The 25,191-nt window shown below is 29.0% G+C and carries 24 protein-coding genes; 12 read left to right on the top strand and 12 right to left on the bottom strand.

Annotated elements, in window-relative coordinates:
* The first annotated feature begins 41 nt into the window (after positions 1 to 41).
* The 4 genes from MC378_RS01930 to MC378_RS01915 all read left to right on the top strand — a co-directional run bounded on the left by MC378_RS01930 (position 42) and on the right by MC378_RS01915 (position 3,589).
* A complete protein-coding gene (locus MC378_RS01930; protein ID WP_242177027.1) occupies positions 42 to 1,070 on the top strand; it encodes a FecCD family ABC transporter permease in 1,029 nt (342 codons plus the stop codon).
* Positions 1,071 to 1,859, top strand: a complete 789-nt coding sequence (locus MC378_RS01925; protein WP_242177026.1) for an ABC transporter ATP-binding protein — start codon at positions 1,071 to 1,073, stop codon at positions 1,857 to 1,859.
* A 70-nt stretch (positions 1,860 to 1,929) separates the two neighbouring features.
* Positions 1,930 to 2,982 (top strand): M28 family metallopeptidase, encoded by a 1,053-nt coding sequence (locus MC378_RS01920; RefSeq protein WP_242177025.1) that lies wholly within the window; start codon positions 1,930 to 1,932, stop codon positions 2,980 to 2,982.
* Between the two features lie 295 nt (positions 2,983 to 3,277).
* Entirely contained in the window at positions 3,278 to 3,589 is a 312-nt protein-coding gene (locus tag MC378_RS01915; RefSeq protein WP_242177024.1) for a hypothetical protein, read from the top strand.
* On the opposite strand, the gene holA is transcribed toward MC378_RS01915, so the two are convergent.
* Positions 3,586 to 4,587, bottom strand: coding sequence for a DNA polymerase III subunit delta (gene holA / locus MC378_RS01910; RefSeq protein WP_242177023.1), 1,002 nt, complete (start codon positions 4,585 to 4,587; stop codon positions 3,586 to 3,588). The genes MC378_RS01915 and holA overlap by 4 nt on opposite strands.
* 17 nt (positions 4,588 to 4,604) lie before the next feature.
* On the opposite strand from holA, the gene MC378_RS01905 reads away from it, so the two are divergent.
* Positions 4,605 to 5,048: a type I restriction enzyme HsdR N-terminal domain-containing protein gene (locus MC378_RS01905; RefSeq protein ID WP_242177022.1), complete on the top strand. Its 444-nt coding sequence runs from the start codon at positions 4,605 to 4,607 to the stop codon at positions 5,046 to 5,048.
* A 102-nt stretch (positions 5,049 to 5,150) separates the two neighbouring features.
* Entirely contained in the window at positions 5,151 to 6,149 is a 999-nt protein-coding gene (locus MC378_RS01900; RefSeq protein WP_242177021.1) for a glycosyltransferase family 2 protein, read from the top strand.
* 1 nt (position 6,150) lies between these two features.
* Here MC378_RS01900 and MC378_RS01895 read toward each other — a convergent pair whose 3' ends face one another.
* The 9 genes from MC378_RS01895 to MC378_RS01855 all read right to left on the bottom strand — a co-directional run bounded on the left by MC378_RS01895 (position 6,151) and on the right by MC378_RS01855 (position 13,849).
* Entirely contained in the window at positions 6,151 to 6,771 is a 621-nt protein-coding gene (locus MC378_RS01895) for an L-threonylcarbamoyladenylate synthase (protein WP_242177020.1), read from the bottom strand.
* A gap of 96 nt (positions 6,772 to 6,867) precedes the next feature.
* The gene (locus MC378_RS01890; RefSeq protein WP_242177019.1) at positions 6,868 to 7,569 is read right to left on the bottom strand and encodes a response regulator transcription factor; all 702 of its coding nucleotides are present in this window, start codon (positions 7,567 to 7,569) and stop codon (positions 6,868 to 6,870) included.
* Between the two features lie 24 nt (positions 7,570 to 7,593).
* Positions 7,594 to 9,165 carry a sensor histidine kinase gene (locus MC378_RS01885; protein ID WP_242177018.1) on the bottom strand — a complete coding sequence of 524 codons (1,572 nt, stop codon included), beginning with the start codon at positions 9,163 to 9,165 and terminating at the stop codon, positions 7,594 to 7,596.
* Positions 9,166 to 9,277: 112 nt separating this feature from the next.
* Complete coding sequence (coaE, locus tag MC378_RS01880; RefSeq protein ID WP_242177017.1) at positions 9,278 to 9,868, bottom strand: dephospho-CoA kinase; 591 nt, start codon at positions 9,866 to 9,868, stop codon at positions 9,278 to 9,280.
* Positions 9,869 to 10,810 carry a YbbR-like domain-containing protein gene (locus MC378_RS01875; RefSeq protein ID WP_242177016.1) on the bottom strand — a complete coding sequence of 314 codons (942 nt, stop codon included), beginning with the start codon at positions 10,808 to 10,810 and terminating at the stop codon, positions 9,869 to 9,871.
* 102 nt (positions 10,811 to 10,912) lie between these two features.
* Complete coding sequence (gene yajC, locus MC378_RS01870; protein WP_242177015.1) at positions 10,913 to 11,230, bottom strand: preprotein translocase subunit YajC; 318 nt, start codon at positions 11,228 to 11,230, stop codon at positions 10,913 to 10,915.
* A gap of 4 nt (positions 11,231 to 11,234) precedes the next feature.
* On the bottom strand, positions 11,235 to 11,696 hold the full coding sequence (locus tag MC378_RS01865; RefSeq protein ID WP_242177014.1) for a DUF1573 domain-containing protein: 462 nt from the start codon (positions 11,694 to 11,696) through the stop codon (positions 11,235 to 11,237).
* Positions 11,697 to 11,725: 29 nt separating this feature from the next.
* Positions 11,726 to 12,664: a transcription antitermination factor NusB gene (gene nusB, locus MC378_RS01860; protein WP_242177013.1), complete on the bottom strand. Its 939-nt coding sequence runs from the start codon at positions 12,662 to 12,664 to the stop codon at positions 11,726 to 11,728.
* Positions 12,665 to 12,748: 84 nt separating this feature from the next.
* Complete coding sequence (locus tag MC378_RS01855) at positions 12,749 to 13,849, bottom strand: Glu/Leu/Phe/Val family dehydrogenase (RefSeq protein ID WP_274704086.1); 1,101 nt, start codon at positions 13,847 to 13,849, stop codon at positions 12,749 to 12,751.
* A gap of 170 nt (positions 13,850 to 14,019) precedes the next feature.
* On the opposite strand from MC378_RS01855, the gene MC378_RS01850 reads away from it, so the two are divergent.
* Together MC378_RS01850 and MC378_RS01845 are read left to right on the top strand one after the other, a co-directional pair.
* Positions 14,020 to 15,774, top strand: coding sequence for an ABC transporter ATP-binding protein (locus MC378_RS01850; protein WP_242177012.1), 1,755 nt, complete (start codon positions 14,020 to 14,022; stop codon positions 15,772 to 15,774).
* An 81-nt stretch (positions 15,775 to 15,855) separates the two neighbouring features.
* On the top strand, positions 15,856 to 16,224 hold the full coding sequence (locus MC378_RS01845; RefSeq protein WP_242177011.1) for a PUR family DNA/RNA-binding protein: 369 nt from the start codon (positions 15,856 to 15,858) through the stop codon (positions 16,222 to 16,224).
* A gap of 132 nt (positions 16,225 to 16,356) precedes the next feature.
* Here the strand turns inward: MC378_RS01845 and MC378_RS01840 are convergent, their stop codons facing one another.
* Positions 16,357 to 17,418: a chorismate-binding protein gene (locus tag MC378_RS01840; RefSeq protein ID WP_242177010.1), complete on the bottom strand. Its 1,062-nt coding sequence runs from the start codon at positions 17,416 to 17,418 to the stop codon at positions 16,357 to 16,359.
* Positions 17,419 to 17,442: 24 nt separating this feature from the next.
* Positions 17,443 to 17,859 carry a PaaI family thioesterase gene (locus MC378_RS01835; protein WP_242177009.1) on the bottom strand — a complete coding sequence of 139 codons (417 nt, stop codon included), beginning with the start codon at positions 17,857 to 17,859 and terminating at the stop codon, positions 17,443 to 17,445.
* A 70-nt stretch (positions 17,860 to 17,929) separates the two neighbouring features.
* Between MC378_RS01835 and MC378_RS01830 the strand changes: the two genes are divergently transcribed.
* The 4 genes from MC378_RS01830 to MC378_RS01815 all read left to right on the top strand — a co-directional run bounded on the left by MC378_RS01830 (position 17,930) and on the right by MC378_RS01815 (position 25,116).
* Entirely contained in the window at positions 17,930 to 18,430 is a 501-nt protein-coding gene (locus MC378_RS01830; protein WP_242177008.1) for a plasmid pRiA4b ORF-3 family protein, read from the top strand.
* 191 nt (positions 18,431 to 18,621) lie between these two features.
* Positions 18,622 to 19,521 carry an ABC transporter ATP-binding protein gene (locus tag MC378_RS01825; RefSeq protein WP_242177007.1) on the top strand — a complete coding sequence of 300 codons (900 nt, stop codon included), beginning with the start codon at positions 18,622 to 18,624 and terminating at the stop codon, positions 19,519 to 19,521.
* Positions 19,522 to 19,603: 82 nt separating this feature from the next.
* Complete coding sequence (locus MC378_RS01820; RefSeq protein ID WP_242177006.1) at positions 19,604 to 20,449, top strand: ABC transporter permease; 846 nt, start codon at positions 19,604 to 19,606, stop codon at positions 20,447 to 20,449.
* A gap of 44 nt (positions 20,450 to 20,493) precedes the next feature.
* On the top strand, positions 20,494 to 25,116 hold the full coding sequence (locus tag MC378_RS01815) for a T9SS type B sorting domain-containing protein (RefSeq protein ID WP_242177005.1): 4,623 nt from the start codon (positions 20,494 to 20,496) through the stop codon (positions 25,114 to 25,116).
* Positions 25,117 to 25,191: the final 75 nt, after the last annotated feature.

Genomic DNA, 25,191 nt, shown 5'->3' with positions numbered 1-25,191 from the left:
AAAATTATAATTACAAATTTCGATCAACCTGACATTCATAAATGGAAAACAAATCTTATACAAAATACTTCCTTATTTTATCAGTTTTACTGATAATTTTGTTCTTTTTGAATATTAGTTTTGGTTCTGTTTCTATTCCATTTAAAGATATTTTTAACAGCATTTTTGGTGGAGAGGTAGCCAAGGAAAGTTGGGAAACAATCATTCTTAACTTTAGAGTACCAAAAGCAATTACTGCGGTTTTAGTTGGTTCTGGATTGTCTGTTTGTGGTCTATTAATGCAAACTTTATTTAGAAATCCACTTGCAGGCCCGTTTGTTTTAGGAATTTCATCTGGAGCAAGTCTAGGTGTTGCTATTTTAATTTTAGGCTCTTCTCTTTTTGGTGGTTTTTTACTCTCTAACTCTGCTTCTAATTGGTCTTTACCTATTGCTGCTAGTTTGGGTGCTTTTTTAGTTTTGTCGGCTGTAATTATTGCTGCAAATAAAGTTAGAAACACCATGTCTATTTTAATTATTGGATTGATGTTTGGATCTTTAACATCTGCAGTAATTAGTGTCTTAGCTTATTTTAGTGAAGCTGCACAAATTCAACAATATTTATTTTGGAGCTTTGGAAGTTTAGGGAATTTATCTTGGAATGAAATTTCTGTTTTCTTTATTATTTATATAATAGGAATGTTGGCAACTGTCTCAATTATAAAACCGTTAAATAGCTTTTTGTTAGGAGAAAATTATGCCAAAAGTTTAGGTATAAATGTAAAGAAAAGTAGAAATATTATTTTATTGATTACAAGTTTATTAACCGGAGTTATTACGGCTTTTTCTGGTCCAATTGCTTTTATTGGCTTAGCCGTTCCGCACATTGCTAGAATGATTTTCACAAGCTCAAATCATAAAATATTATTACCCTCAGTAGCAATTATTGGTTCAATTATACTATTAATTTGCGATATAATTGCACAATTACCAACAAGTGAATTTACGCTTCCAATTAATGCCATAACATCTTTATTTGGAGCTCCTATTGTTATTTGGTTGCTTATCAGAAAAAAGAAAATCTTTATTTAGATGTGTAAAAATAGTATTCTAAAAATCGAAAAACTATCCATTGGATATCATCAAAAAAAGCAAGATAAAATTGTTTTCTCAGACATCAATCTGTCATTAGAGAAAAATAAATTAATTACTGTTTTAGGAAAAAACGGAATTGGAAAATCTACTTTTTTAAGAACCATTTCTAAAGTACAAAAACCCATTTCTGGGAGAATTTTGTTAAATGATAAAAACATTAGTAATTACTCTGAAAAAGAATTATCTACTCAGTTAAGTCTTGTATTAACAGAGCGTTTACCAGAAAGTCAATTAACTGTTTTTGAGTTAGTTGCATTAGGCAGACAACCTTACACCAATTGGATTGACAAACTTTCTAAAGAAGACATCCAAAAAGTAGAACTAGCAATTCAACAAACAGAAATAACACACTTAAAAGACAATCGTTTTTACGAACTAAGTGATGGACAATTACAACGAGTTCTTATTGCGAGAGCATTAGCTCAAGACACAGAAATCATTATTTTAGATGAGCCGACAGCACATTTAGACATGCATCATACTATTAAAATTTTTTCATTGTTAAAGAAGTTGGTTAAAGAGACTTCTAAAACGATTCTTATTTCTTCTCATGAAGTAAATTTAGCCATTAAACTATCTGATGAAATTATTCTTTTTACAGATAATAATTTATACACAGGAAAGCCTTCCCAGTTAATTTCACAAAATGCTTTTGACAATTTATTCCCAAAAGAACTCATTAATTTTAACAGAACATTAGAACAGTTTGTCATCAACAAAAATTAAATTTGATGCTAGCGTAACTTTTTGTTACTTTTGAATACTAATCATATCAAACAAAATACATTTTAACTCGATGAAAAAAATACTTTATGTTGCTAGTGCATTAGCTTTTATGGCGTGTAGTTCTAGTCAAAACGCATCCAAAAATGATGATGCTAATGTAGACCAAGCTGCAAAATATGCTGCTACAATTACCGCTAAAGACTTAGGTACACATTTATTTACTTATGCTTCAGATGAATTTGAAGGAAGAAATACAGGTGAACCAGGTCAAAAAAAGGCGGTTGAATATTTAAAAAACTTTTATGTGAAAAATGGAATTGCCTCTGCCCTTGGTGGAGATGATTATTTTCAAGAAGTTCCTGCAGAATGGTTAAATAAAAACTCAAGACGTGGAAATTTAAAATCTTCAGAAAATGTAGTTGCCTTTATAAAAGGAACAGAAAAACCAGATGAAATTGTTGTGATTTCTGCACATTTAGATCATGAAGGAATAAAAAATGGAAAAATTTATAATGGAGCAGATGACGATGGTTCTGGTACGGTTGCAGTTTTAGAAATTGCAGAAGCTTTTCAAAAAGCAGTTAAAGCGGGTAAAGGCCCTAAACGGTCAATTTTATTTTTACACGTAACAGGAGAAGAAAAAGGATTATTAGGTTCTAAATATTACACAGAAAACCCTTTATTTCCAATTGCAAATACGGTTTGTGATTTAAATATTGATATGATTGGTAGAATTGATGACAGACATAAAGCAGATCCAAATTATGTCTATTTAATTGGTTCAGATAAGTTAAGTACAGAGTTACACAATCTTTCTGAAGCGGTTAATAAAAAATACATGAATATTAATTTAGATTATAAGTATAATGATGAAAATGACCCAAATCGTTATTACTACAGATCTGATCATTATAATTTTGCAAAACATAATGTGCCAATTATTTTTTACTTTAATGGTACTCATGTCGATTATCACAAACATACAGATACACCAGACAAAATTAATTACGAGTTGTTAGAAAATAGAACTCGCTTGGTGTTCTATACAGCTTGGGAAGTTGCTAACAGAGAAAATAGAATTATTGCTGATAAAGTTGAGCAAAAAAAAGAAGAAGGTAAATAAACTTACTTTTTGTAAAAATTAAAAACCGAACAATCTTATTTGTTCGGTTTTTTTTGTGCTTTTAAATAAAGGTAAAGATTATTAACAACAACTCATAAAATAGCAACAAATCGTAATAAATGGCTTACTTAATTTAAAAAAGTTTCAATTTAAATAAAAGGAATCTTATACGAACAAGAGTATTTCTATGATTAAACTCCTATTTTTAAGTTATTTATTTTTCATTTTTACAAAATCTTAACATTTAATCTTTTCTTGTTTTTTAAATTTGAATTAATTGTTTAAATAAGGTATTATGAAACTATTAGTTAAAAAAACAACTTTTATATTATTTATAATGTTAGGAAGTAGCTTTCTTGCTCAAGAAAAAAACATCCTTACGGGCCCACAAGTCAAAAATCAAAAACCTTGGCAACTTAAAAAAGTAAACACCTTAATTAAAGTGAAAAGCTTTGTTAATAAAGATACGTACGGGGCAAAATTTAAAAACAAGAAAATTTGGAATAAAACAAAAACTAAATCTGAAATAATTGTCACTACAAACAACAAAAGGAAAGAGCTTCAAGGCCCTAGAGCAAAAAATAAAAAAGTATGGAATAAATATTAATGTAAAATTCTAAACAATAATTCTTTTAAGATATCTTCATCAGATTGACTTGCCCCTACTCCTTTACTTTTTACATCTGCCTCTCGTAAAAAGGCAATTACCTGAGCTACTTTTCGCATAGGATAATTTCTAGAAGCTAAAAAATATTCATCTACAAAATACGGGTTTACTCCTAAAGTTTTTGCAACAGAATTTTTAGATTTATCTTTTAGACCATGAAAAGAAAGTAACTGTGTAAAAAAACCATTTAATAAAGAGATAGTCATTACCAAAGGGTTGTTTTTAGGGTTTTCTGCAAAATAATTGATAATTCTATTTGCTTTTACAATATTCTTCTCTCCTATTGCTTTTCGTAATTCAAAATTATTAAAATCTTTAGAAATACCTATATTCTCCTCTACATGATTTGGAGTTATAACTGTTTCTTTAGGAAGCACTAAAATTAATTTATCTAATTCGTTAGAAATCTTACTCAAATCAGTTCCTAAAAATTCTACCAACATTAAAGCTGCTTTTGGCTCAATTTGATATTTTTTTCCAGCTAAAACTCTACGAATCCAGTCTGAAACTTGATTTTCATACAATTTTTTACTTTCAAAAATCATTCCTGATTTTGCAATGGCTTTGTGTAGTTTTTTACGTTTGTCTAGTTTTTTATATTTATAATTTAAAACTAAAACCGTTGTAGGCTGTGGATTTTCTGCATAAGAAACCAATTTTTCTATATTTCTACTTAAATCTTGAGCTTCCTTAACAATTAAAACCTGTCTTTCTGCCATCATTGGAAATCGTTTTGCAGACGAAACAATATCTTCTATGGTTGCATCTCTACCATACATAACTTGTTGATTAAACCCTTTTTCTGCTTCATCTAAAACAGTTTCTTCAATAAAATCAGAAATTTTATCAATATAATAAGGTTCATCACCCATTAAAAAATAAATAGGTTTTATGTTACCACTTTTAATATCAGAAACAATACTTCTTATTTCGTTCATTTTCTTACTTTTGATTGATGCAAAAACTCAATCTTCCAACATATAAATTCAAACTCAAAAGTAACGAAAATAAGACGCTTATTTTTGATAAATTGAGAAAAAAATATATGGTACTAACACCAGAAGAATGGGTGCGTCAGCATTTTGTTTGTTTTTTAATTGAAGAAAAAAAATATCCAACCTCTTTAATTGCTTTAGAAAAGCAATTAACCATTAATAATCGAAAAAAAAGAACAGATATTTTGGTGTTTAATACAGATGGAAAACCAGACATAATTGTAGAATGTAAGGCTCCAAAAATTAAAATCACACAAGATACTTTTGACCAAATTGCACGGTATAATTTAAAACTACAAGCTAATTATTTAATTGTAACTAACGGTTTAGAGCATTTTTATTGTAAAATGGATTTTGAAAAAGAAACCTATATCTTTCTAAAAGAAATACCAAATTATAAATAATTTTGCATTACATTTTTTTATGCTTCTACAACCACTTTACATAAAAGTAGAATTAAGAAAACTTTAAAGAAAAACTGGTTTTTAAACAGTAAATTCGCAAACTTGAAAACAGCAATCGTTATATTAAATTGGAATGGACAAAAACTATTAGAACAGTTTTTGCCATTTGTTGTAAATTTTAGCTCTAAAGAAGCAGATATTTATGTTGCAGACAATGCTTCTACAGATAATTCTATACAATTTATAAAAAAACATTTTCCTTCTATTCAAATTGTAAAAAACACAACAAATGGTGGGTATGCAAAAGGTTATAATGATGCTTTACAAACTATCAAAGCAGATATATTATGTCTACTAAATTCTGATGTTGAAGTCACAGAAAACTGGCTACAACCAGTTTTAAACGTTTTTAAAGATGAAAAAGAAACAGCTATCATTCAACCCAAAATATTAGATTTTAAAAATAAAACAAAATTTGAATATGCAGGAGCTGCTGGGGGATTTATTGATTTGTATGGTTACCCTTATTGTAGAGGGCGAATTTTTAATAATTTAGAAATTGACCATCACCAATTTAATGATATTACAGAAATTTTTTGGGCTTCTGGTGCTTGTTTATTTATTCGTTCAAAAGTGTATCATCAATTACATGGTTTTGATGAAGATTATTTTGCACATCAGGAAGAAATAGATTTATGTTGGAGAACTAGAAACGCTGGGTATAAAGTTAAATATGTAGGAACATCTACTGTATTTCATGTTGGCGGCGCTACACTTAAAGAAACAAATCCTCAAAAAACATTTTTAAACTTTAGAAACAGTTTGCTAAATGTGGTTAAAAATGTTCCTAGAAAATGGTTTTTATTTGTTGTCTTTTCTCGTTTAATTTTAGATGGAATTGCAGGAATAAAATTTTTAATAGAACTAAGACCCATTCATACTTGGGCAATTGTAAAAGCACATTTTAGTTTTTATAAAAACTTTTTTAGATTTCTAAAAAAACGTAAAGTATTAAACAAAAAACAAGATTATAATTTACACACGAGTATTGTTTGGCAATATTTTGCTTTGGGTAGAAAAACGTTTGATAAATTAAAATAGTTTATAAAACATCTAAGCTACCTTTTCCTTCTCTTATTACTTCTGGATAATCTAAAGTTAAATCGATTACTGTAGACGCATAATTATCTCCATATCCACCATCAATAACAATATCTACAAGATTTTTCCATTTTTCGAAAATTAATTCCGGATCGGTTGTATACTCTAAAACATCATCATCATCACGTATAGAAGTAGATACAATAGGGTTCCCTAAAGCGCCTACCAGTGTTCTAGCAATAGTATTATCTGGAATACGAATCCCAACAGTTTTACGTTTTTTAAAGGCTTTTGGTAAATTATTACTTCCTGGTAGAATAAATGTATAAGGTCCTGGTAAAGCCCTTTTTAATAGTTTAAAGGTTGAAGAGTCAATTTGTTTTACATAATCTGACAAATGGCTTAAATCATTACAAATAAAAGAGAAATTAGCCTTATCTAGTTTTACTCCTTTTATTTTTGCTATTTTTTCTAAAGCTTTTGGATTAGTAATATCACATCCTAAACCATACACTGTATCGGTTGGGTAAATTATTAAACCACCATTTTGTAAAACTTTTACAACTTTATCAATTTCTTTTGGGTTTGGATTTTCGTTATAAATTTTAATAAATTCTGCCATAGTATACTTTCTTACTTTGATGTGGTATTATAAAAGTACAAAAAAACTCAACTTGAAAGTATCAAATTGAGTTTTTATTTTGGGAAGGTTCTTTAATTAAGATTTATCTACCAATCGAAATCCTTCTCCATGTATATTTAAAATCTCTACATTTTCATCGTCTTTTAAATACTTACGAAGTTTTGCAATATAAACATCCATACTTCTAGATGTAAAATAATTATCATCCCTCCAAATCTTAGTCAATGCTAATTCACGTGGCATTAAATCGTTTTTATGAATCGCTAACATACGTAGCAATTTACTTTCTTTTGGTGATAATTTTATAGGCTCTACATCATTACTTGTTGATAAATGTCTTAATTTAGAATTAAAAGCAAACCCTCCAATTGTAAATTCGAATTGTTCAGATTCTGCCGTTTTATCTGTATCTTTTCTTTGTAAAATTGCTTTTATTTTATGTAATAATACTTCAGAATCAAAAGGTTTATTTAAATAATCATCTGCACCAACAGAATACCCTTTTAAAACATCTTCTTTTAATGTTTTAGCCGTTAAAAAAATAATTGGCACTTCTTTATTTGTTACTCTAATATCTTGCGCTAAAGAAAATCCATCTTTACGAGGCATCATTACATCTAAAATACATAAGTCATAATCGCTGTTTTTAAACATAATTAAACCTTCTATACCGTCTTTAGCATGTGTTACGTTGTAATCATTTAACGCTAAATAATCTTTTAAAACTGTTCCAAAGTTTGGATCATCTTCTACTAATAAAATTTTTTTACTTCCCATTTTTATACTTTTTATATTTTTTTTTTAAATTAAAGGTAACTTAACAGTGAATATGCTTCCTTTTCCTTTTTCACTTTCAACAAAAACTGTTCCGTGATGTTTTTCTACGATTTCTTTTACATATGCCAATCCTAAACCATGGCCTTTTACATTATGAATATTTCCTTTTTGTTCTCTATAAAATTTATCAAAAACATTTTTCTGTACACTCTTACTCATTCCAATTCCTTCATCTTTTACCTTTAAGATAAAAAACTTATTGGTACTTTCTGTATAGACATCTATCTTTGGTGCTCCTTCAGAATATTTTAAAGCGTTTTCTAATATATTTACAATTACATTTGTTAAATGAAACTGGTTCCCTGGAACCTCTGATGTTATTGCCTGAAAATGTGTTTCAAGACTTCCTTTTCTATCATTAATTAATAAACTTACATGTGTAATGGCATCTTCTATTATGTCGTGTACATCTATGGTTTCCTTACTAATATCTAATTGATTTTTCTCTAGTCTCGAAATTCTAAGAACGTTTTCTACTTGTGAGTGCATTCTTTTATTTTCATCTCTAATCATTTGTATATAACGCAGAACCTTCTCATTATCATTTATAATTTTTGGGTTCTTAATTGAATCTAAAGCAAGGTTTATAGTAGCTATAGGTGTTTTAAACTCATGCGTCATATTATTAATGAAATCTGTTTTAATTTCTGATATCTTTTTTTGCCTTACCAATTGATATAGAGAACTTGAAAATGCTATTATAATGATAAAAATAAAAAGTAATGATAATAGCAAGATATTTGATATTCCAGATAAAATATGTTCATTTTTCATAGGAAACGTAACATATAACATATAATCAACTTGATCATCTGAATTAAAGAAAAGTGGATATTTATAACTATCTTCTTTGTTAATAGTATAATAACCAGATTTTAATTTTGTAGCTAAACCATCTTTAGTATATACACCGTATTTAAAATCTAAGTCTATATTTCTTTTTTTTAATTCTTCTTTAATAGTTTCGTTTAATTCTCTGTTACTAACTCTTTGGTAAATGGGCTTTTTATTTTTATACGATTCAAATAATTTTGAAGAATACGCTTTTTCAATATCAAAATACCTTTTCGTAAATGAATATCTTTTTTCTTCTTTTGTTGAAAAAAGATTATCGACTCCTTTTATTAATTTAGATTGAAAAAAATCTTGTTTCCCTGTTACTCTTTTTACAATAGTAGAATCGTTATCTAAAAATTCTGTTGTTGGTAGCTTAAAATTTTCTTCAAGAATTGTTGAGCCAAAAGTTAGTTTTTGTTTTGATATTGTGTCTATTTCTTGAAACAAATAATTCTTTAATTGAGCGTCATTTGCTAAACCTACACTTTCTATTAGTCCTTCTATTTTTTTTTCAAAAAAAGCAGCTTCTTTATTGTTTATTATTTCCGAAACACTTCCTAATGTTTTTTGTACATCATTCTTAAATTGTTCTTTCTTACTTTCTACTGCATTATTTATCCAATAGAGTTGTACAGCAATAATTCCTACCAAGGAAATGCTCATTAAAACTACAATTAGAGTAAACATCTTTTTGCTCATAAATCAAAGTTAGTGCTTTCAAAAATTGCGATTAACGTTTTTAACGTAGATTAACAAATTTAATGAAATTTTAAGACTATTTTAACAAAAAAACTAACAATACTCAAATCAGCTATTCCTTTTTTGTTAAAATATTGTGGATTTTTTTTACTTGAATTCTTGTATTCATAAGTTCTTCATTAAGAATAACATAGTTAGACTGCAGTGTTTTTTTATCTTCTAACCATTGATTTTTTATTCTATCTAAGATTTCTTTACGCGATACGTTATCTCTTAAAATAGCACGCTCTATTCTAGTGTTCAAGCTAGATTGAACAGTTATAATAATATCACAAAATTGATTGCTTTTACTTTCAAATAAAATAGCATTTTCATAAATGATATATGCTTTATCAGAATTTTGTTTTACAAAGTTATTAAAATGTTTTCTTACTTCTGGATGTACAATTGCATTTAAAACACTTAGTTTTTTTTGGTTATTAAATACAATCTCTGAAATAAATTTTTTGTTTAATTGATTATCTAGGTATGCATTTTCTCCAAACTCTTGCAATAATTTCTTTCGTATTACAATAGAAGAGTTCATTAATTTTTTAGCCTCTTTGTCTGCAATATAAATAGCTACATTTTTAAATTCTGAAAAAAAATTAGCTACGGTTGTTTTTCCGCTTCCAATGCCGCCTGTTAAACCTACAATTTTCATCTATTTCTGAATTAAAAAATCAATTTTAGAAGGAACAATTTTATAACTTTTTATAAAAGGTGGATGCTCTAAAACTTTAGGAATTAAATAACTTAAATTATTCTTTTTAGAAAGGTCAAAATCGCATTCAATTTTAAAAGATTTTTCTGAAATTTTTGCAAAATTAGATAAGGCAACAACATATATAACTTCTACAGATTTAAAAAGACTTGTAATTTTTGTACCCTCAGGTAAATTCTTAACTGTAAAAGGGATTATCAAAGTTCCTTCTGTAAACTTTTCTACTTTACCAGATATTGTAGCTTCTTTAATTTTAAATTTTAAATTTTTACTGTTTTTTGGAGTTAAAATAGCTACTTTTTCAGTAAAATCAGACCTTACATCATCTAAAACCAACTTACTTAAATTTAAGAAATTAATTCTATCTATTTGTAATTTTGGTCCAGAAATTATTATTGAATCTGGTTCAACTTTTATATCCTTTAAAAGATCATAACCGATATGATAATTTATACTTAATTGTGATTTTAAAGGTACTTTTTTAGAAGTAAGAATGCCTAAATTTAAATAAATAGTATCTTTAAGTATTTCTTGTAACTGAACTCCCGAAAGTAATTGTTTTTGAATACTTACAGTTTGATTTTTTGGTAAAAGATAAAATTTTGAGGATTTATTTCTTTGTAAACTAGAAGCCTCTATAGCAATTGTTTGATGTTTAAATTGAGAAGATATTAATTTAAAACCTGTTGCTTTAACAGCTAGATCGATTTCTTTGATAGGATCTTCTTGCAATAATTTATCTTGTGGTATGTTTTTATATATTACTGGATATCTAATAATTGTATTGTATTCTTTAGATAAAGTAATTAACAGCCAAATTAAAAAAGAGGCTATTAAAAAACCTACAAATGTTTTTGGTATTTTGTTTTTTGATTTAGTCAAGTTAATTAATTTTTATGGCAATCTAATGAAAAGCTTGTAAACAAAAAAGTGAGCTTATCTTCTTCTAAAGAAAGCTCACTTAAATTAGTTATCTTAAGATAATTATTTTTTTGCAGGAGTTAAGTATTTCTTACTTAATTCCATAGAAATTGCAGAGCGTTCAAATTTAATTTTACCTGCGCCAGTTTCAATTGTTACTGTATTATCCGCATCATGTATATCAACTATTTTACCATGAATACCACTAGAAGTAACAACTTTAGTTCCTTTTTTAATTTCTGTTTGAAATGATTTTTCTTTTTTTTGACGATTCATTTGTGGTCTTATCATAAAAAAGTATAAGACTAAAATCATTGCTAAAAAAGGCAACATACTAGTTAAACTGCTAACGCCAGTTTGTAAAATTATTGTTGTAAACATATTCTTATTTTGCTTTAGGTGTTACAGAACCTTTAAGAGTAAGTACTTCTCTTCCAGATTCAGTATTTGTTGTTAATGTTATGGTTTTGTTTTGTCTATTTGTTTTACCTGCAGTATTGAATTTAACTTGAATTTCTCCTGTTTCTCCTGGTTTAATAGGAGCTTTTGGCCAAACAGGAACTGTACATCCACAAGAAGGTTGTGCATTTGTAATTACTAAATCTGTTTTTCCAGAATTAGTAACTTTAAACACCGTAGACACAATATCTCCTTCATTTACTGTTCCAAAATCAAATACTTTTTGATCAAATGAAATTAACGCTGCGCCTCTTTTAATTTCTACATCCCTAGATTTTGCTTTGTCTAAGTTTGTTTTGTTTATTTTTGCTTTTGCATTACTATCTGCACAAGATACAAAAACAGCTGATGTTGCTATAAAAGCTAATAAAATAATTGTTTTTTTCATGATAATAAAATTTTAGTAAAAGTAATAAATTATAATAAACCTCTCCCAATTTTAACAATACGTTTGTCTTCAATAAATTCTTTTGAAATCTTATCTAAAACACCGTTTATAAAGTAGCTACTTTTTTCTGTTGAATAATCTTTAGAAACCTCTATATATTCATTTATAGTTACTCTAGTGGGTATTGATGGGAAATTAACAAATTCTGTTACAGCCATTTTTATAAGAATTAAATCTATATCTGCAATTCTATCTGTTTCCCAATTAGGAGTTTTATCTGTAATATCTTTTTCGTATTCTTTATGTTTTAAAACAGTTTTCCTAAACAAAGTTGATACAAAGTCTTCATCGTCTTTGTCTTTATATAATTTTCCTAACACAAAAATTGCAACCTCTTTATATTTACTCAAAGATTTTACAACCCAAGTATTTACAAACGGAATATCATCTACCCAAGAAATCATTTTGTCTTCGTAATATTCTGCTAATTTTTCATTTGGCGCAATAATTTCCTTAAAAAAATCGATGACAAAAGCTTTATCTACCTTAAATGAATCTTCTTCTGTATTTAAATAATTTTTATATAAATCACTTTTTTGCAATTCATCAAAAATAATTTTTACATATTCATCATTTTCTTGCCAATTGTCTAAATTATTCAAAGCAATATAACTCTCAACACTTACACTTTCTGCAATTGCATTAATTACTTTATTGTTTACAAACTTTGTGTTTGGCTTTAAATCTTCTTTAGTGGCAAGAATTTTCTTTTTAGAAAGTGCCATTTTTTTTGCTGCCAATTTTTGTACTTCTACCATCATTTGAAGGTTTAAAACGTACAAATCGAACATCTTTAAAATGCTATGTTTTAAAAATTTTTCTTCTCTAATGATATCATCATTATGAGATTGCAACATTGCATATACAGATTGCATTACTTTGACTCTAATATGTCTTCTATTAATCATTCTAAAGAACTTATTTTTAAAAAAAAGAGCGAAAGATTTTTTTCTAACGCTCTGCAAAAATAGTATTATTTTATTTTTATTCTCTTATGATTTAGATTCTTTTTTTTTAGAATCTATTCTATTCTGTGCAATATTAAATGCTGCTCTATAAGTTGTAATATTTTCTTGCTCTGAAAGCTTAAAAATATCTAGTGTTGTATTGTATATATTTTCGGTTTTTCTATTAATCTCATCTCTACCATAACCTTCTAATTCTGCGTAAACATTAATAATTCCACCTGCATTAATTAAAAAATCCGGTGCGTAAGCAATTCCTTTTTCCTTTAACAACCTTCCATGTTTTATTTCATCTGCCAATTGATTATTTGCTGCTCCGGCAATAACTTTTGCTTTTAATTGATGAATCGTTTTGTCATTTATTGTAGCTCCTAAGGCACAAGGAGCATAAATATCTACATCCAAACCGTAAATATCATTCCCTAAAACAACATTTGCATTGTATTTTTTACTTAATTCTGCTAAACGAGCTTCATTAATATCATTAATAATAACTTGCCCTCCTTCATTTGTAATATGTTTCACCAAAGTTTCACCAACATGACCAACACCTTGAACTAAAACTTTTTTCCCATCTAAACTTTCTGTTCCAAATTGATGTTTAGCAGCAGCTTTCATCCCCATAAAAACACCATATGCCGTTATTGGTGATGGATTTCCTGCCCCTCCTTTACTTTCCGAAATCCCTGTAACATAAGGTGTAACTTCTCTTACGATATCCATATCAGAGGTTTCCATACCTACATCTTCTGCTGTAATATAATTCCCACTTAAAGAATGCACAAATTCTCCAAATCTACGCATTAATGCTGCATTTTTTTGTGTTTTTGCATTACCAATTATAACGGCTTTTCCTCCACCAAGATTTAATCCTGTTATTGCAGCTTTATAGGTCATACCCCTCGACAAACGTAAAACATCATTTAATGCATGCCATTCACTTTCATAATTCCACATTCTTGTACCTCCAAGTGCAGGTCCTAAAACTGTATTATGAATACCAATAATTGCTTTTAAACCTGTATCTTCGTCGTTGCAAAAAACGATTTGCTCATGACCGTCAAAAGACATTTGACCAAAAACTGGATCGTTTTTTAATGCTTTTGTTGATATAATTTCTGATGTCATCTATGTTTTTTATTATTGAGAAATTAAAGTATTCTCAAATATTACATAGCAAAAATATGATATTCCTAAATCATATCAAACAAAACATTTTTAAATTACATATTATTTAACAGAAAATTATTTTTTGTTAATTTTTAAAAACGATATTTTAATTTTATTAGAATTATACATTGAAAGCCTTACAATACTTAAACAAATACTTTTCTAAATATAAATGGCGAATATTAATCGGTATTTTAATTACAATTTTATCTAAACTTTTAGCATTAAAAATTCCTCAAATAATTAGAGATTCTCTAAATATTGTAGAAGATTATCAAAACGGAATTACTACTGATATAGAAGAGGTTAAACATCAATTATTAATTAATGTTTTAATTATTATTGGTGTGGCTATTATTGCTGGTTTTTTTACTTTTTTAATGAGGCAAACAATTATTGTAACTTCTAGATTAATTGAGTTTGATTTAAAAAATGAAATTTATCAACAATATCAAAGATTGTCTCTAAACTTTTACAAAAAAAATAGAACCGGCGATTTAATGAATAGAATCTCAGAAGATGTTTCTAAAGTTAGAATGTACGTTGGCCCCGCAATTATGTATAGTATGAATATGATTGTACTTTTTGTTGTTGGATTTACACAAATGATTCAAGTTGATGTAAAACTTACTTTATATACATTAATTCCTTTTCCTCTTTTATCAATATCTATTTTTGTTTTAAGTAAAGTTATCCATAAAAGAAGTACTATCGTTCAGCAATATTTATCAAAATTAACCACTTTTAATCAAGAATTTTTCTCAGGTATCAATGTCGTAAAATCTTACGGAATTGAAGCGTCTATCATCAAAGGTTTTGATGAAATTGCTGATGAAAGCAAAGAAAAAAACATCAACCTTCAAAAAGCAAATGCACTTTTTTTTCCACTAATGATTTTATTAATTGGTATTAGTAATTTATTGGTAATTTATATTGGTGGGAAACAATATATTAATGGAGAAATTCAAATAGGAACCATCATCGAATTTATGTTATATGTAAACATATTAACATGGCCGGTTGCTGTTGTTGGATGGGTAACTTCGATGGTGCAACAAGCAGAAGCATCACAAGTAAGAATTAATGAGTTTCTAGAACAAGTTCCGGAGATTCAAAACACCAACAACTCACATACCGAACTAAAAGGAAATGTAACTTTTAAAGAGGTAACTTTCACCTATGATGATACAAATATTACTGCATTAAAAAACATTAATTTCTCTGTAAAATCTGGAGAAACTCTTGCAATACTAGGAAATACTGGATCTGGAAAATCTACCATAATAGAACTTATTTCTAGATTGTATGACACTACTAAAGGAACAATTTTACTAGACAACACACCTATTAAAGAAGCCAATTTAAACGATGTAAGAAATCAAATTGGTTTCGTCCCACAAGATCCTTTTTTGTTTTCTGATACGATTGGAAATAATATAAAATTTGGTAAAGAAGACGCCACAAAAGAAGAAATTATAGCCGCAGCAAAAAACGCTGTTGTGCATAACAATATTATTGAATTTACAAATGGTTACAATACAATACTTGGAGAACGTGGGGTAACTTTATCTGGAGGACAAAAACAACGTGTTTCTATCGCTAGAGCAATTATTAAAAACCCTAAAATTTTAATTTTTGACGATTGTTTATCTGCTGTCGATACAGAAACAGAAGAAAAAATACTATCTAATCTAGAAAAAGTATCAAAAAATAAAACTACATTTATTATAAGTCATAGAGTTTCATCTGCTAAAAATGCAGATAAAATCATTGTTTTAGACAAAGGAGAAATCATACAACAAGGAACTCACAATCAACTAATAAAAGAAAAAGGATATTACAAAGATTTATACGAGCAACAACTTTTAGAAAAAGAAATTTAATCTTTAACATTGCTACGTAAAATATTTTGTTAGATTTGTCAAGTAAAACAAACAATTTATAATTACTATTTAATAAGAATTATGGCAGAGAGAGTTGAACAGGAAGAAATTTTTTCACAAGTATTAAGAGCTGGAAGAAGAACCTATTTTTTTGATGTAAGAGCAACAAAAGCAGATGACTACTATTTAACAGTTACTGAAAGTAAAAAATTTACCCATGATGATGGTACTTTTCATTATCAAAAGCACAAAATTTATTTATATAAAGAAGATTTTTCTGATTTTCAAGAAATGTTAGGAAAAGCAACGGATTATATTTTAAATGAGAAAGGTAGCGAAGTAATTAGCGAACGCCACCAAAAAGATTTCAAAAAAGAAGAAGAGGAAACAACAACTGAAGAAACAAAATCTACAGAAAGTTTTACTGACGTTTCTTTTGATGATATTTAAAAATAATTAGACTATTACTGTAAAGTCATTTTATAAATATTTTTTTTTTTTAAATAGCTTTACAAAACGATTTCAATTCAAATTCAATTTACACAAAAAACCGCAAATTTACTATTTGCGGTTTTTTATATTTTATAAAACTAGTTTCATAACCTTACTTTTTGCAACGGTTTCCTTCCATTCTTTCTTAGCCTTACTATCTTTAGTAATTCCTCCTCCAATATAAATTGATGCAATATTATCTTCAACTTGCATACATCGTAAATTAACAAACAAATTTGATTTTACGGTTTTAGAAGAAGAGAGACCTAAATTTAACTCACCTAAAAAACCTGTATAAAAACTTCTTGTATAATGTTCATTTTCTAATATAAAACTCCTTGCTAATTCCCTTGGTAAGCCACATACAGCAGGCGTAGGATGTAATGCTCTAATTAACGTTTTTAAATTAGAACTTGTATCTAAAACACCTTTTACCTTGGTTTTTAAATGAAGTAAGTTCCCTGCTCTCACTGTTTCTGTTTTATCTATTTCTAAATGAGAAGAAATCATCTTTAATTGATTTTCAATAAAAGATGTAACCAATTGTTGTTCTTCTAATTCTTTTGCTTTCCAGATTACATCTTCTGTGTCTTTAAAAACTTGTGTTCCTGCTAAAGACATGGTTTTAAAATTAGTGTTTTCTATTTCTAAAAGGGTTTCTGGGGTAGCCCCTAACCACAAGCCAATTTTAGGGTGAAACCAAACATATACAAATGCATTTGCGTAACTATCTAATAATTTCTGATAAATCTCAACCAAATTAAAATCGGTTATTGCTACCAATTCTTTTCTAGAAATAACTACTTTTTGTAACTCATTATTATTGATCTCATCAATTGCTTTTTCTACTAACTTTATATGATCTTCTTTAGAGGTTTCATTTGTTTTAAAGTAATCTTTTAAAGTTTTTTCCCCACCTAAAAACAATTCTTCTTCTAAATATTCTGATTTTTCTAAAGGAAATAAAACAGCCTTCTCTTCAGCATTAAAAGGGGCAAAAACAAATCCTTTTTCTGTAAAACTAGATGTTGTATAAAGCATATCATCTTTTAAGAAAAAACTAGAAATAGTAGTTTCTTTGGGTTTTCTATAAACTACAAAAGGCAGTTTATTAGAATACGAATCTTTTATTTTTTTAAAGCAAATATTCAATTTACAATTTTTACAATCAGTTAATTATCTTTTCTTAAGAATAATATTAGTCATTTTTGCTACAGAAATTAAATCATCATTTTCATCAACAATAGTCACTTCCCATAGATGTGTAGTTTTACCTGCATGAATATTTCTTGCTGTCGCAAACACAACACCTTCTCTTTTACTCTTTATATGATTTATAGATAGTTGAATACCATTTATAAATTGGTTTTCTGTATCAATAAAAAAATTAGAAGCAGCACTACCTACCGTCTCTGCTAAAGCAGCTGTTGCCCCTCCATGTAATTGCCCATAAGGTTGATGAACCTTAGCGTTTACAGGCATTTTTGCCGTTAAAAAATCATCACCAATAGCAACATACTCTATATCAAGTGTTTCCATTAATGTATTTTTATTACGATCATTAAAAGATTTTAAAATATCTTTTTTGTTCATACTGTTAAGATTTTAGTGTAAAAGTACATATAAAAATTTGTATTTTTGCAGTCGAAACTTAGAGCATTTTATGTACAAAATCCGTATCATTTTAGACACAAAAGAAGATGTAATTAGAACTATTTTAGTTGATAATCACATTAATTTAGAAAACTTACATACAACCATAGCAACTTCTTTTGGTTTTGGAGGTAAAGAAATGGCTTCGTTTTATAGAACAGATGATGAATGGAATCAAGGTGAAGAAATTCCATTATTTAATATGGATGAAACAGGTGAGGGAATTTCTATGCAAACTTGCATTTTAAAAGATACTTTACCTAATGTAAATAATAAACTTATATATGTCTACGATTTCTTAAATATGTGGACTTTTTATGTAGATGTAATTGAAATTTCGTCTGAAGAAAAAGCAAATTTACCACTCATAATACTTTCTGTAGGCGAAATTCCTGATGAAGCTCCTCAAAAAGAGTTTGTTGCTGATAAATCAATTGATGTTTTTGGAGATGAAGAAGATATTGATGATGAGTTTGGACATTTTGATGATTTTGATTACAACGAATATTAATATCGTATTCAATTGTAGTTTATCCTACTCCATTTATACTAACGTTTAAGTTATTAGTAATCAAATTTAGGCCAACTACCTCTATTCTTAACTTAACCAATTACTGCCAATTAAAAGCTACTTACTTGTTTTACCGTAACAAAATTGTAAATTAGTCGTCTTACAAATATAATCGACTAAAAACAATTTCTTTGGAAACTATCTTATCTCTTAAAAAACTCGATAAAAAATACGGGCAAGTTCATGCTGTAAACAACCTCTCTTTTGACATACAAAAAGGAAATGTTTACGGAATTTTAGGTCCAAATGGAAGTGGAAAATCTACTACTCTAGGAATTATTTTAAATGTTGTAAACAGAACTTCTGGTGAGTTTTCTTGGTTTAATGGAAAACTTTCTACACATGAAGCGTTAAAAAAAGTTGGGGCAATTATAGAACGCCCAAACTTCTACCCTTATATGACGGCAACTCAAAACTTAAACTTGATTTGTAAAATTAAAGGAATATCAACAGACAAGATTAATGAAAAGTTAACAACTGTAAATCTTTTTGAAAGAAGAGACAGTAAATTTAAAACCTTTTCTTTAGGGATGAAACAACGTTTAGCCATTGCTTCTGCACTGCTAAATGATCCTGAAATTTTAATTTTAGACGAGCCTACAAATGGCTTAGATCCTCAAGGGATTCATGAAATCAGAGAAATTATTAAAGAAATTGCAGCAAACGGAACAACAATTTTATTAGCCTCTCACCTTTTAGATGAAGTAGAAAAAGTGTGTTCTCATGTGGTTGTTATTAGAAACGGTGTAAAACTATACAGTGGTCGCGTAAATGAAATGACAGCATCTAAAGGTTTATTCGAATTAAAAGTTGATGAAAATGAAGAAAAACTAATTGAGCTTTTAAAACAGCACTCTGCAATTGATAAAATAAATAAAGAGCACGAAACCTTCATAGCTACTTTAAATACCGAAATTTCATCAACAGAAATAAATGAATACTTATTTAAAAACGGACTTGTTCTATCACATTTAGTAAAGCGTAAACCTAGCTTAGAGCAACAATTTTTAGATTTAACAAGCAACAACTAATCAATTAATACATCTGTTCTAGTGCATCATTTCTCTACTCGAGAGCAATCGATAACTAATTCAACAAAAAACACATAACATAATGCTAAGATTATTAACCATAGAGTTTCATAAATTAAAACATAATAGGGCTAGTAAAGTTTTATCACTCATCTATTTTGGTTTACTAACTTCAATCGCATTAATTGCTGCCATAAAATTTGAATTTGGAAATTTTAAATTGCATTTAGCAGATGCTGGAATCTTCAACTTCCCTTACATTTGGCACTTTAATACATACATGGCTGCAATACTTAAGTTCTTTTTATTACTTGTAATTGTTTCTATGATGGCCAATGAATATAGTTACAAAACCTTAAAACAAAATTTAATAGACGGCTTAAGTAAAAAAGAATTCATACTATCAAAATTCTATGCAGTTATTCTTTTTGCATTGGTTTCAACCATTTTTGTTTTTGTAATTTCTTTAATCTTAGGGTTCGCTTACTCAGATTACAACGAATTATCAATTATTACGACAGATTTAGAATATCTGTTCGCTTTTTTTATAAAACTTGTTGCTTTTTTCTCTTTCGGATTGTTTTTAGGAATATTAGTAAAACGTTCTGCATTTGCAGTAGGTGCAATGTTTGTTTGGTTGATTATAGAAAGCATATTTAAAGGATATTTATTTTGGACTTTTCAAAACGCAGAAAACACCACAGAAAAAGTAAATAGAATCATGCAATTCTTACCTTTAGAATCAATATCTAACCTTATAAAAGAACCTTTTTCTAGATTAAATGCCGTAAAATCTGCAGCAAATATGATGGGAGAAACTTTTACTAAAAGTTATGCTGTAGAATTTTCCACAATTTTAATTGTTTCATTTTGGACATTTATCTTTATTTATTTGTCTTTTGTATTGTTAAAAAAGAGGGATTTATAATACTTTTTAAATATATTTGACGTTTATACATGAAATTTCGTCAAATGAAGAAACTACTACCTTTTATACTCTTATTTTTTGCATTAAATACATTTTCTCAAAAAGAAGCTAACTTTTGGTATTTTGGAAATAAAGCTGCTCTAGATTTTAATTCAGGTACTCCTGTTCCTGTTGCTGGTAGCGAACTTAATACCACAGAAGGTTGTTCTTCTTTTTCTAATGCAAATGGAGAATTATTATTTTATATTGGAGCTCCAACTCCTAGCACATCAAACTTAACGGTTTGGAACAAGAATAATTCACCAATGCCAAATGGAGTCGGTATAAAAGGAGATGCATCTAGTTCTCAGTCGGCTCTTACAGTTCCCGCTCCTGGAAGACCTGATATATATTATTTATTTACAGTAGGGGCACAATCTAGTGGTAATGCTGGTTTTTTCTACTACACCATAGATATGACTGCAAACGGAGGTTTAGGTGATATTGTTGCAGGACCAGTTATTTTAGGAAATGCAGCAGACCACCCAACATGGACTGAAAAAGTAACAGCTGTTAGAGCAGATGCTTGTAATACTTTTTGGGTAATTTCTTCACATGAAAGTAATTTTTACGCATACAAAGTAGACAATTCTGGTGTAGATATAGCAAACCCAAAAATTAGCCATATCCCAGGATATAACGCAAGTGACCCTAGAGGGTATTTAAAAGTTTCTCCTGACGGTACAAAATTAGTAGCCGCAAATATGGGCGGAGGTACTTTTATTTTTAACTTTAATGACGTTACAGGTGAAGTTACAAACTTTGATACTACAACATCAAATAATCCAAAATCACTAGACATTAGTGGGGATGGATATGGAGTAGAATTTTCTGTATCTAGTAGAAAACTATATATCTCTACGGGAGCTTTTAATAATTCTACAGAGAATTTATATCAATTTGATTTAACCAAAACTACTATTACAGATTTAAATGCTTCTAGATTTTTAGTCCATAGCTATTTTAATACTAGAGGTGCCTTACAATTAGGTCCAGATGGTAAAATTTATTGGACAAGTGATGGTTCTCGAAACATAAGTGTAATTAACAATCCTGATCAAACGGGAGCTGCTTGTAATTACTCTCACCAAACTGTTAGGGTTGGTAATGGAACTGAAGTAGCCACACAAGGACTACCTCCATTTATATCTTCTTTATTATTACCAATTGAAATTACAGATTCTGGAACAGGTGACGTAATTAACAATCAAGATTTAGCATTTTGTGTTGGCCAAGACAAAACAATTGTTTCTGAAACTGTAGTTGGTGTTAACAAAACATATGAATGGACATTTGACAACGGTACGACTAGCTCAGTAATTAGCAATACACCAGACTTAGTTTTAACCAATTTATCACCAGCAAATAATGGTATTTATTCATTAAAAATTGAATTAACAGATGCTTGTGGAAACATCACACAGTACAATGGTACTTTTAATATCGAAGTTTTCGAAACTGCCGTAGCAACAAAACCAGTAGACATCGATTTCTGTGATACAGACAGAGACGGATTTAATAGTTTTGATCTACAAACCGATAAAACTGCAGAAATTCTTGATACTTTAGACCCAACAATTTTTGAAGTTTTATATTTTGATACTTTAGCAAAAGCAACCGATAATGCGCTAGGAACAGAGTTACCAAATCCATATACAAATCCAACAGCTTTCAGCTCACAAACTATTTATGCTCGTGTGCACAATAAAAACGCTCCAAATGCTTGTTTTGACATTACAGATTTTAAATTATCCGTAAATGACATCCCTGTTCCTGTGCAACCTACAGAATATCGTTTATGTGATGATACTGCTAGTGGTTCAGATATTGACAATAAAAGTCTCTTTCTATTAAGCACAAAAGATGCTGAGGTTTTAGGTACCTTAGATCCTTTACAATACAATGTGTCTTATCATACCTCTTTGGCAGATGCACAAACAAGCAGCGCTACAAACCCTATTGATAAAAACAACGGATATGAAGTAACCAACTCGCAACAAGTATTTGTTCGTGTAGAAAATGTAGACAATACCAATTGTAATGCTATTTCTGACGATACTGCAGGAAGTACTTTTATGTCTTTTCAATTAATTGTAGATCCTTTACCTGTAGTCAATACAGCTCAACTTATTCAATGTCATAACAATCCTGATTTAACAACAACGGTTAATTTAAAATTAGCAAATCCTAATATTTCTACGAATCATACAAATGAAGTTTTTAGATATTTTCCTACGCAAGCAGATGCTATTGCTGAAAGTAATGAAATAACGGGTACAGACATAGAAACATATCCTGTTACGGCAAATGGTGAAGCTTGGGTTAGAGTCATTTCTTCACAAAATTGTTATCGTATTGCTAAAATTGAAATAACGGTAAACTTTAGTGCTGATCTTAATACCCTATTCCCTTTTAATGATACATATACACAATGTGATGATTTCTTAGATGCTGACGGTAATGATACGGCTGCTAATTCTGATACTGATGGAATTTCAACATTTGATTTTAGTGATGCTACCAATGATATCAAAGCATTATTCCCTGCTGCTTCACAACCTGATTTAGAAGTCTATTATTATGAAACTGATGCCGATAGAGATGCTTCTATTAATGATATCAATAGTGAAATTGCCAATCATAGAAACAACAACGATCCTACATACGCACATAATCAAACTATTTATGTGAAAATTGTTAATAAAAACAACAATGGTTGTGCCGGAACTGCTAATATCTTTTTACAAGTAAATTCTGTACCTGTTGCCAATATTCCTTCTAATTTTGAATTCTGTGATGATGCTATTTCTGGAAGTACTACTGATGGAGAAAACATTGGAATCAACCTTCGTGATAAAGTTTCTGAAATTTTAGGAGTAACTCAAACTGAAGCTGATTATATAGTAACATTTCACACTTCTCTTACAGATGCGAATGATCTTTCTAGTAACGGAATTGCAAACGATACCGACTTTAGAAACTCAGCGCCTGCTGGATTTACTACTGGAGATGTGAGTGAACAAGAAATCTTTGTTAGAGTACAAGACAGAAGTGCAAACCCTACTTGTTACAACGCTAACAGCGCTTCTTTTAAAGTCATTGTCAATCCATTACCTGTCGTTACTGCAATTACGCCTTTACCTTTCTGTGATATTCCTAACGCTACAGATGCAGATCCGAGAAACAGAATTGCACAAAACATCGATTTAACTTCCAAAGTACCAGAAATATTAAATGGTAGAACAAATCATAGGGTTGCTTTTTATACATCATCACAAAATGCAATCAATGGTGGACCGGAAATTGTTAATACAAATAATTATGAAAATGATCCTGCTTTAACAACCTTCCCTGCTGACTTTAACACAGATGATCCTGGTTCGCAAACCATTTTCTATAAAGTAATCGATCAAACAGGAACGCAATGTGAATCGGTATTTGCTACTTTTAATTTGTTGATTTATCCTGAACCTAATATCCCAGTAAACATCTCTAATTATACAGATTGTGATAACACTTCTGACTCTTTTAATGATGATGACAATGGTATTAATGGAGACATCTCTTTAAAAAATAAAATCCCTGAAATTCTTGCCAATTATCAACCAAGCGAGTTTAACGATTTTAGTGTAACTTTTTATACATCTCTTGCGGATGCTGAATCTGGAGATACATCACTTGCTTTAAATGAAGATGCCTATCAAAATGCTTCTAACAACGAAACCATTTATGTGCGTGTAGAAAATGTTAAAAACACACCGATTGTATGTGTGAACACAAATTTGTCTTTCAACATCAATATAAAACCATTACCTAGCTTTACAGTGATGGGAGAAGAAGGCATAGACGATCCACAAATAATTTGTTTAAATAATTTACCATTAACTCTTGAAGCGGAAAATCCGGGAGCTATTTATGATTATCAATGGACCGATGACACTGGTAACCCATTAGGAAACGCAAGTACTTTAAATGTTACAACAGGCGGTAAATACATTGTAACGGCTTCTGATCAATCTCCTGACGGATGCTCTAGAACCAGAACTATTATTGTAAAAGAATCTAATATCGCGGTCTTAGAAGAAAGCTTTATTACCATTATTGACGAATCTAATAATATTGGTAGTCAAGATAATATCTCTATTTACATCAATACTATTGACAATGATTTAGGGCCTGGTGATTATCAATTTGCTATCTTTAATAATGATAATAATGTAAGAATCCCATCTATTGGATTCCAAGACCAACCTCTTTTTGAAAACTTAGAAGGTGGTATTTACACCATTATTGTAAATGATAAAAATGGATGTGCGCCTGATACTACTTTATTAGTCTCTGTGATTCAATTCCCTAAATTCTTTACTCCTAATGGTGATGGTACAAATGATACTTGGCTAGTAAAAGGAGCTAATCAAACCTTCTACCCTAATGCTAAAATAAATATCTTTAATAGATTTGGTAAATTAGTTGCACAAATACCTATAGATAGTCAGGGGTGGAATGGTGCTTATGGAGGAAAAATACTCCCTTCTGATGATTATTGGTACGACATAACTCTCGTTCCTGCAAATACAAACAAACCGACAATACACAAAAAAGGAAACTTCTCTCTGTTGAGAAAATAAGGATATAAATTTTAAAAAAAAGGGCTACAATTAATTTTGTAGCTTTTTTTTATGCTTTACACTCAATAAACTTTA

Source organism: Polaribacter marinus (assembly GCF_022662535.1).
GTDB lineage: Bacteria > Bacteroidota > Bacteroidia > Flavobacteriales > Flavobacteriaceae > Polaribacter > Polaribacter marinus.
The sequence above is the reverse complement of the archived record's forward strand: the minus strand, read 5'-3'. Positions and strand labels throughout refer to the sequence as shown.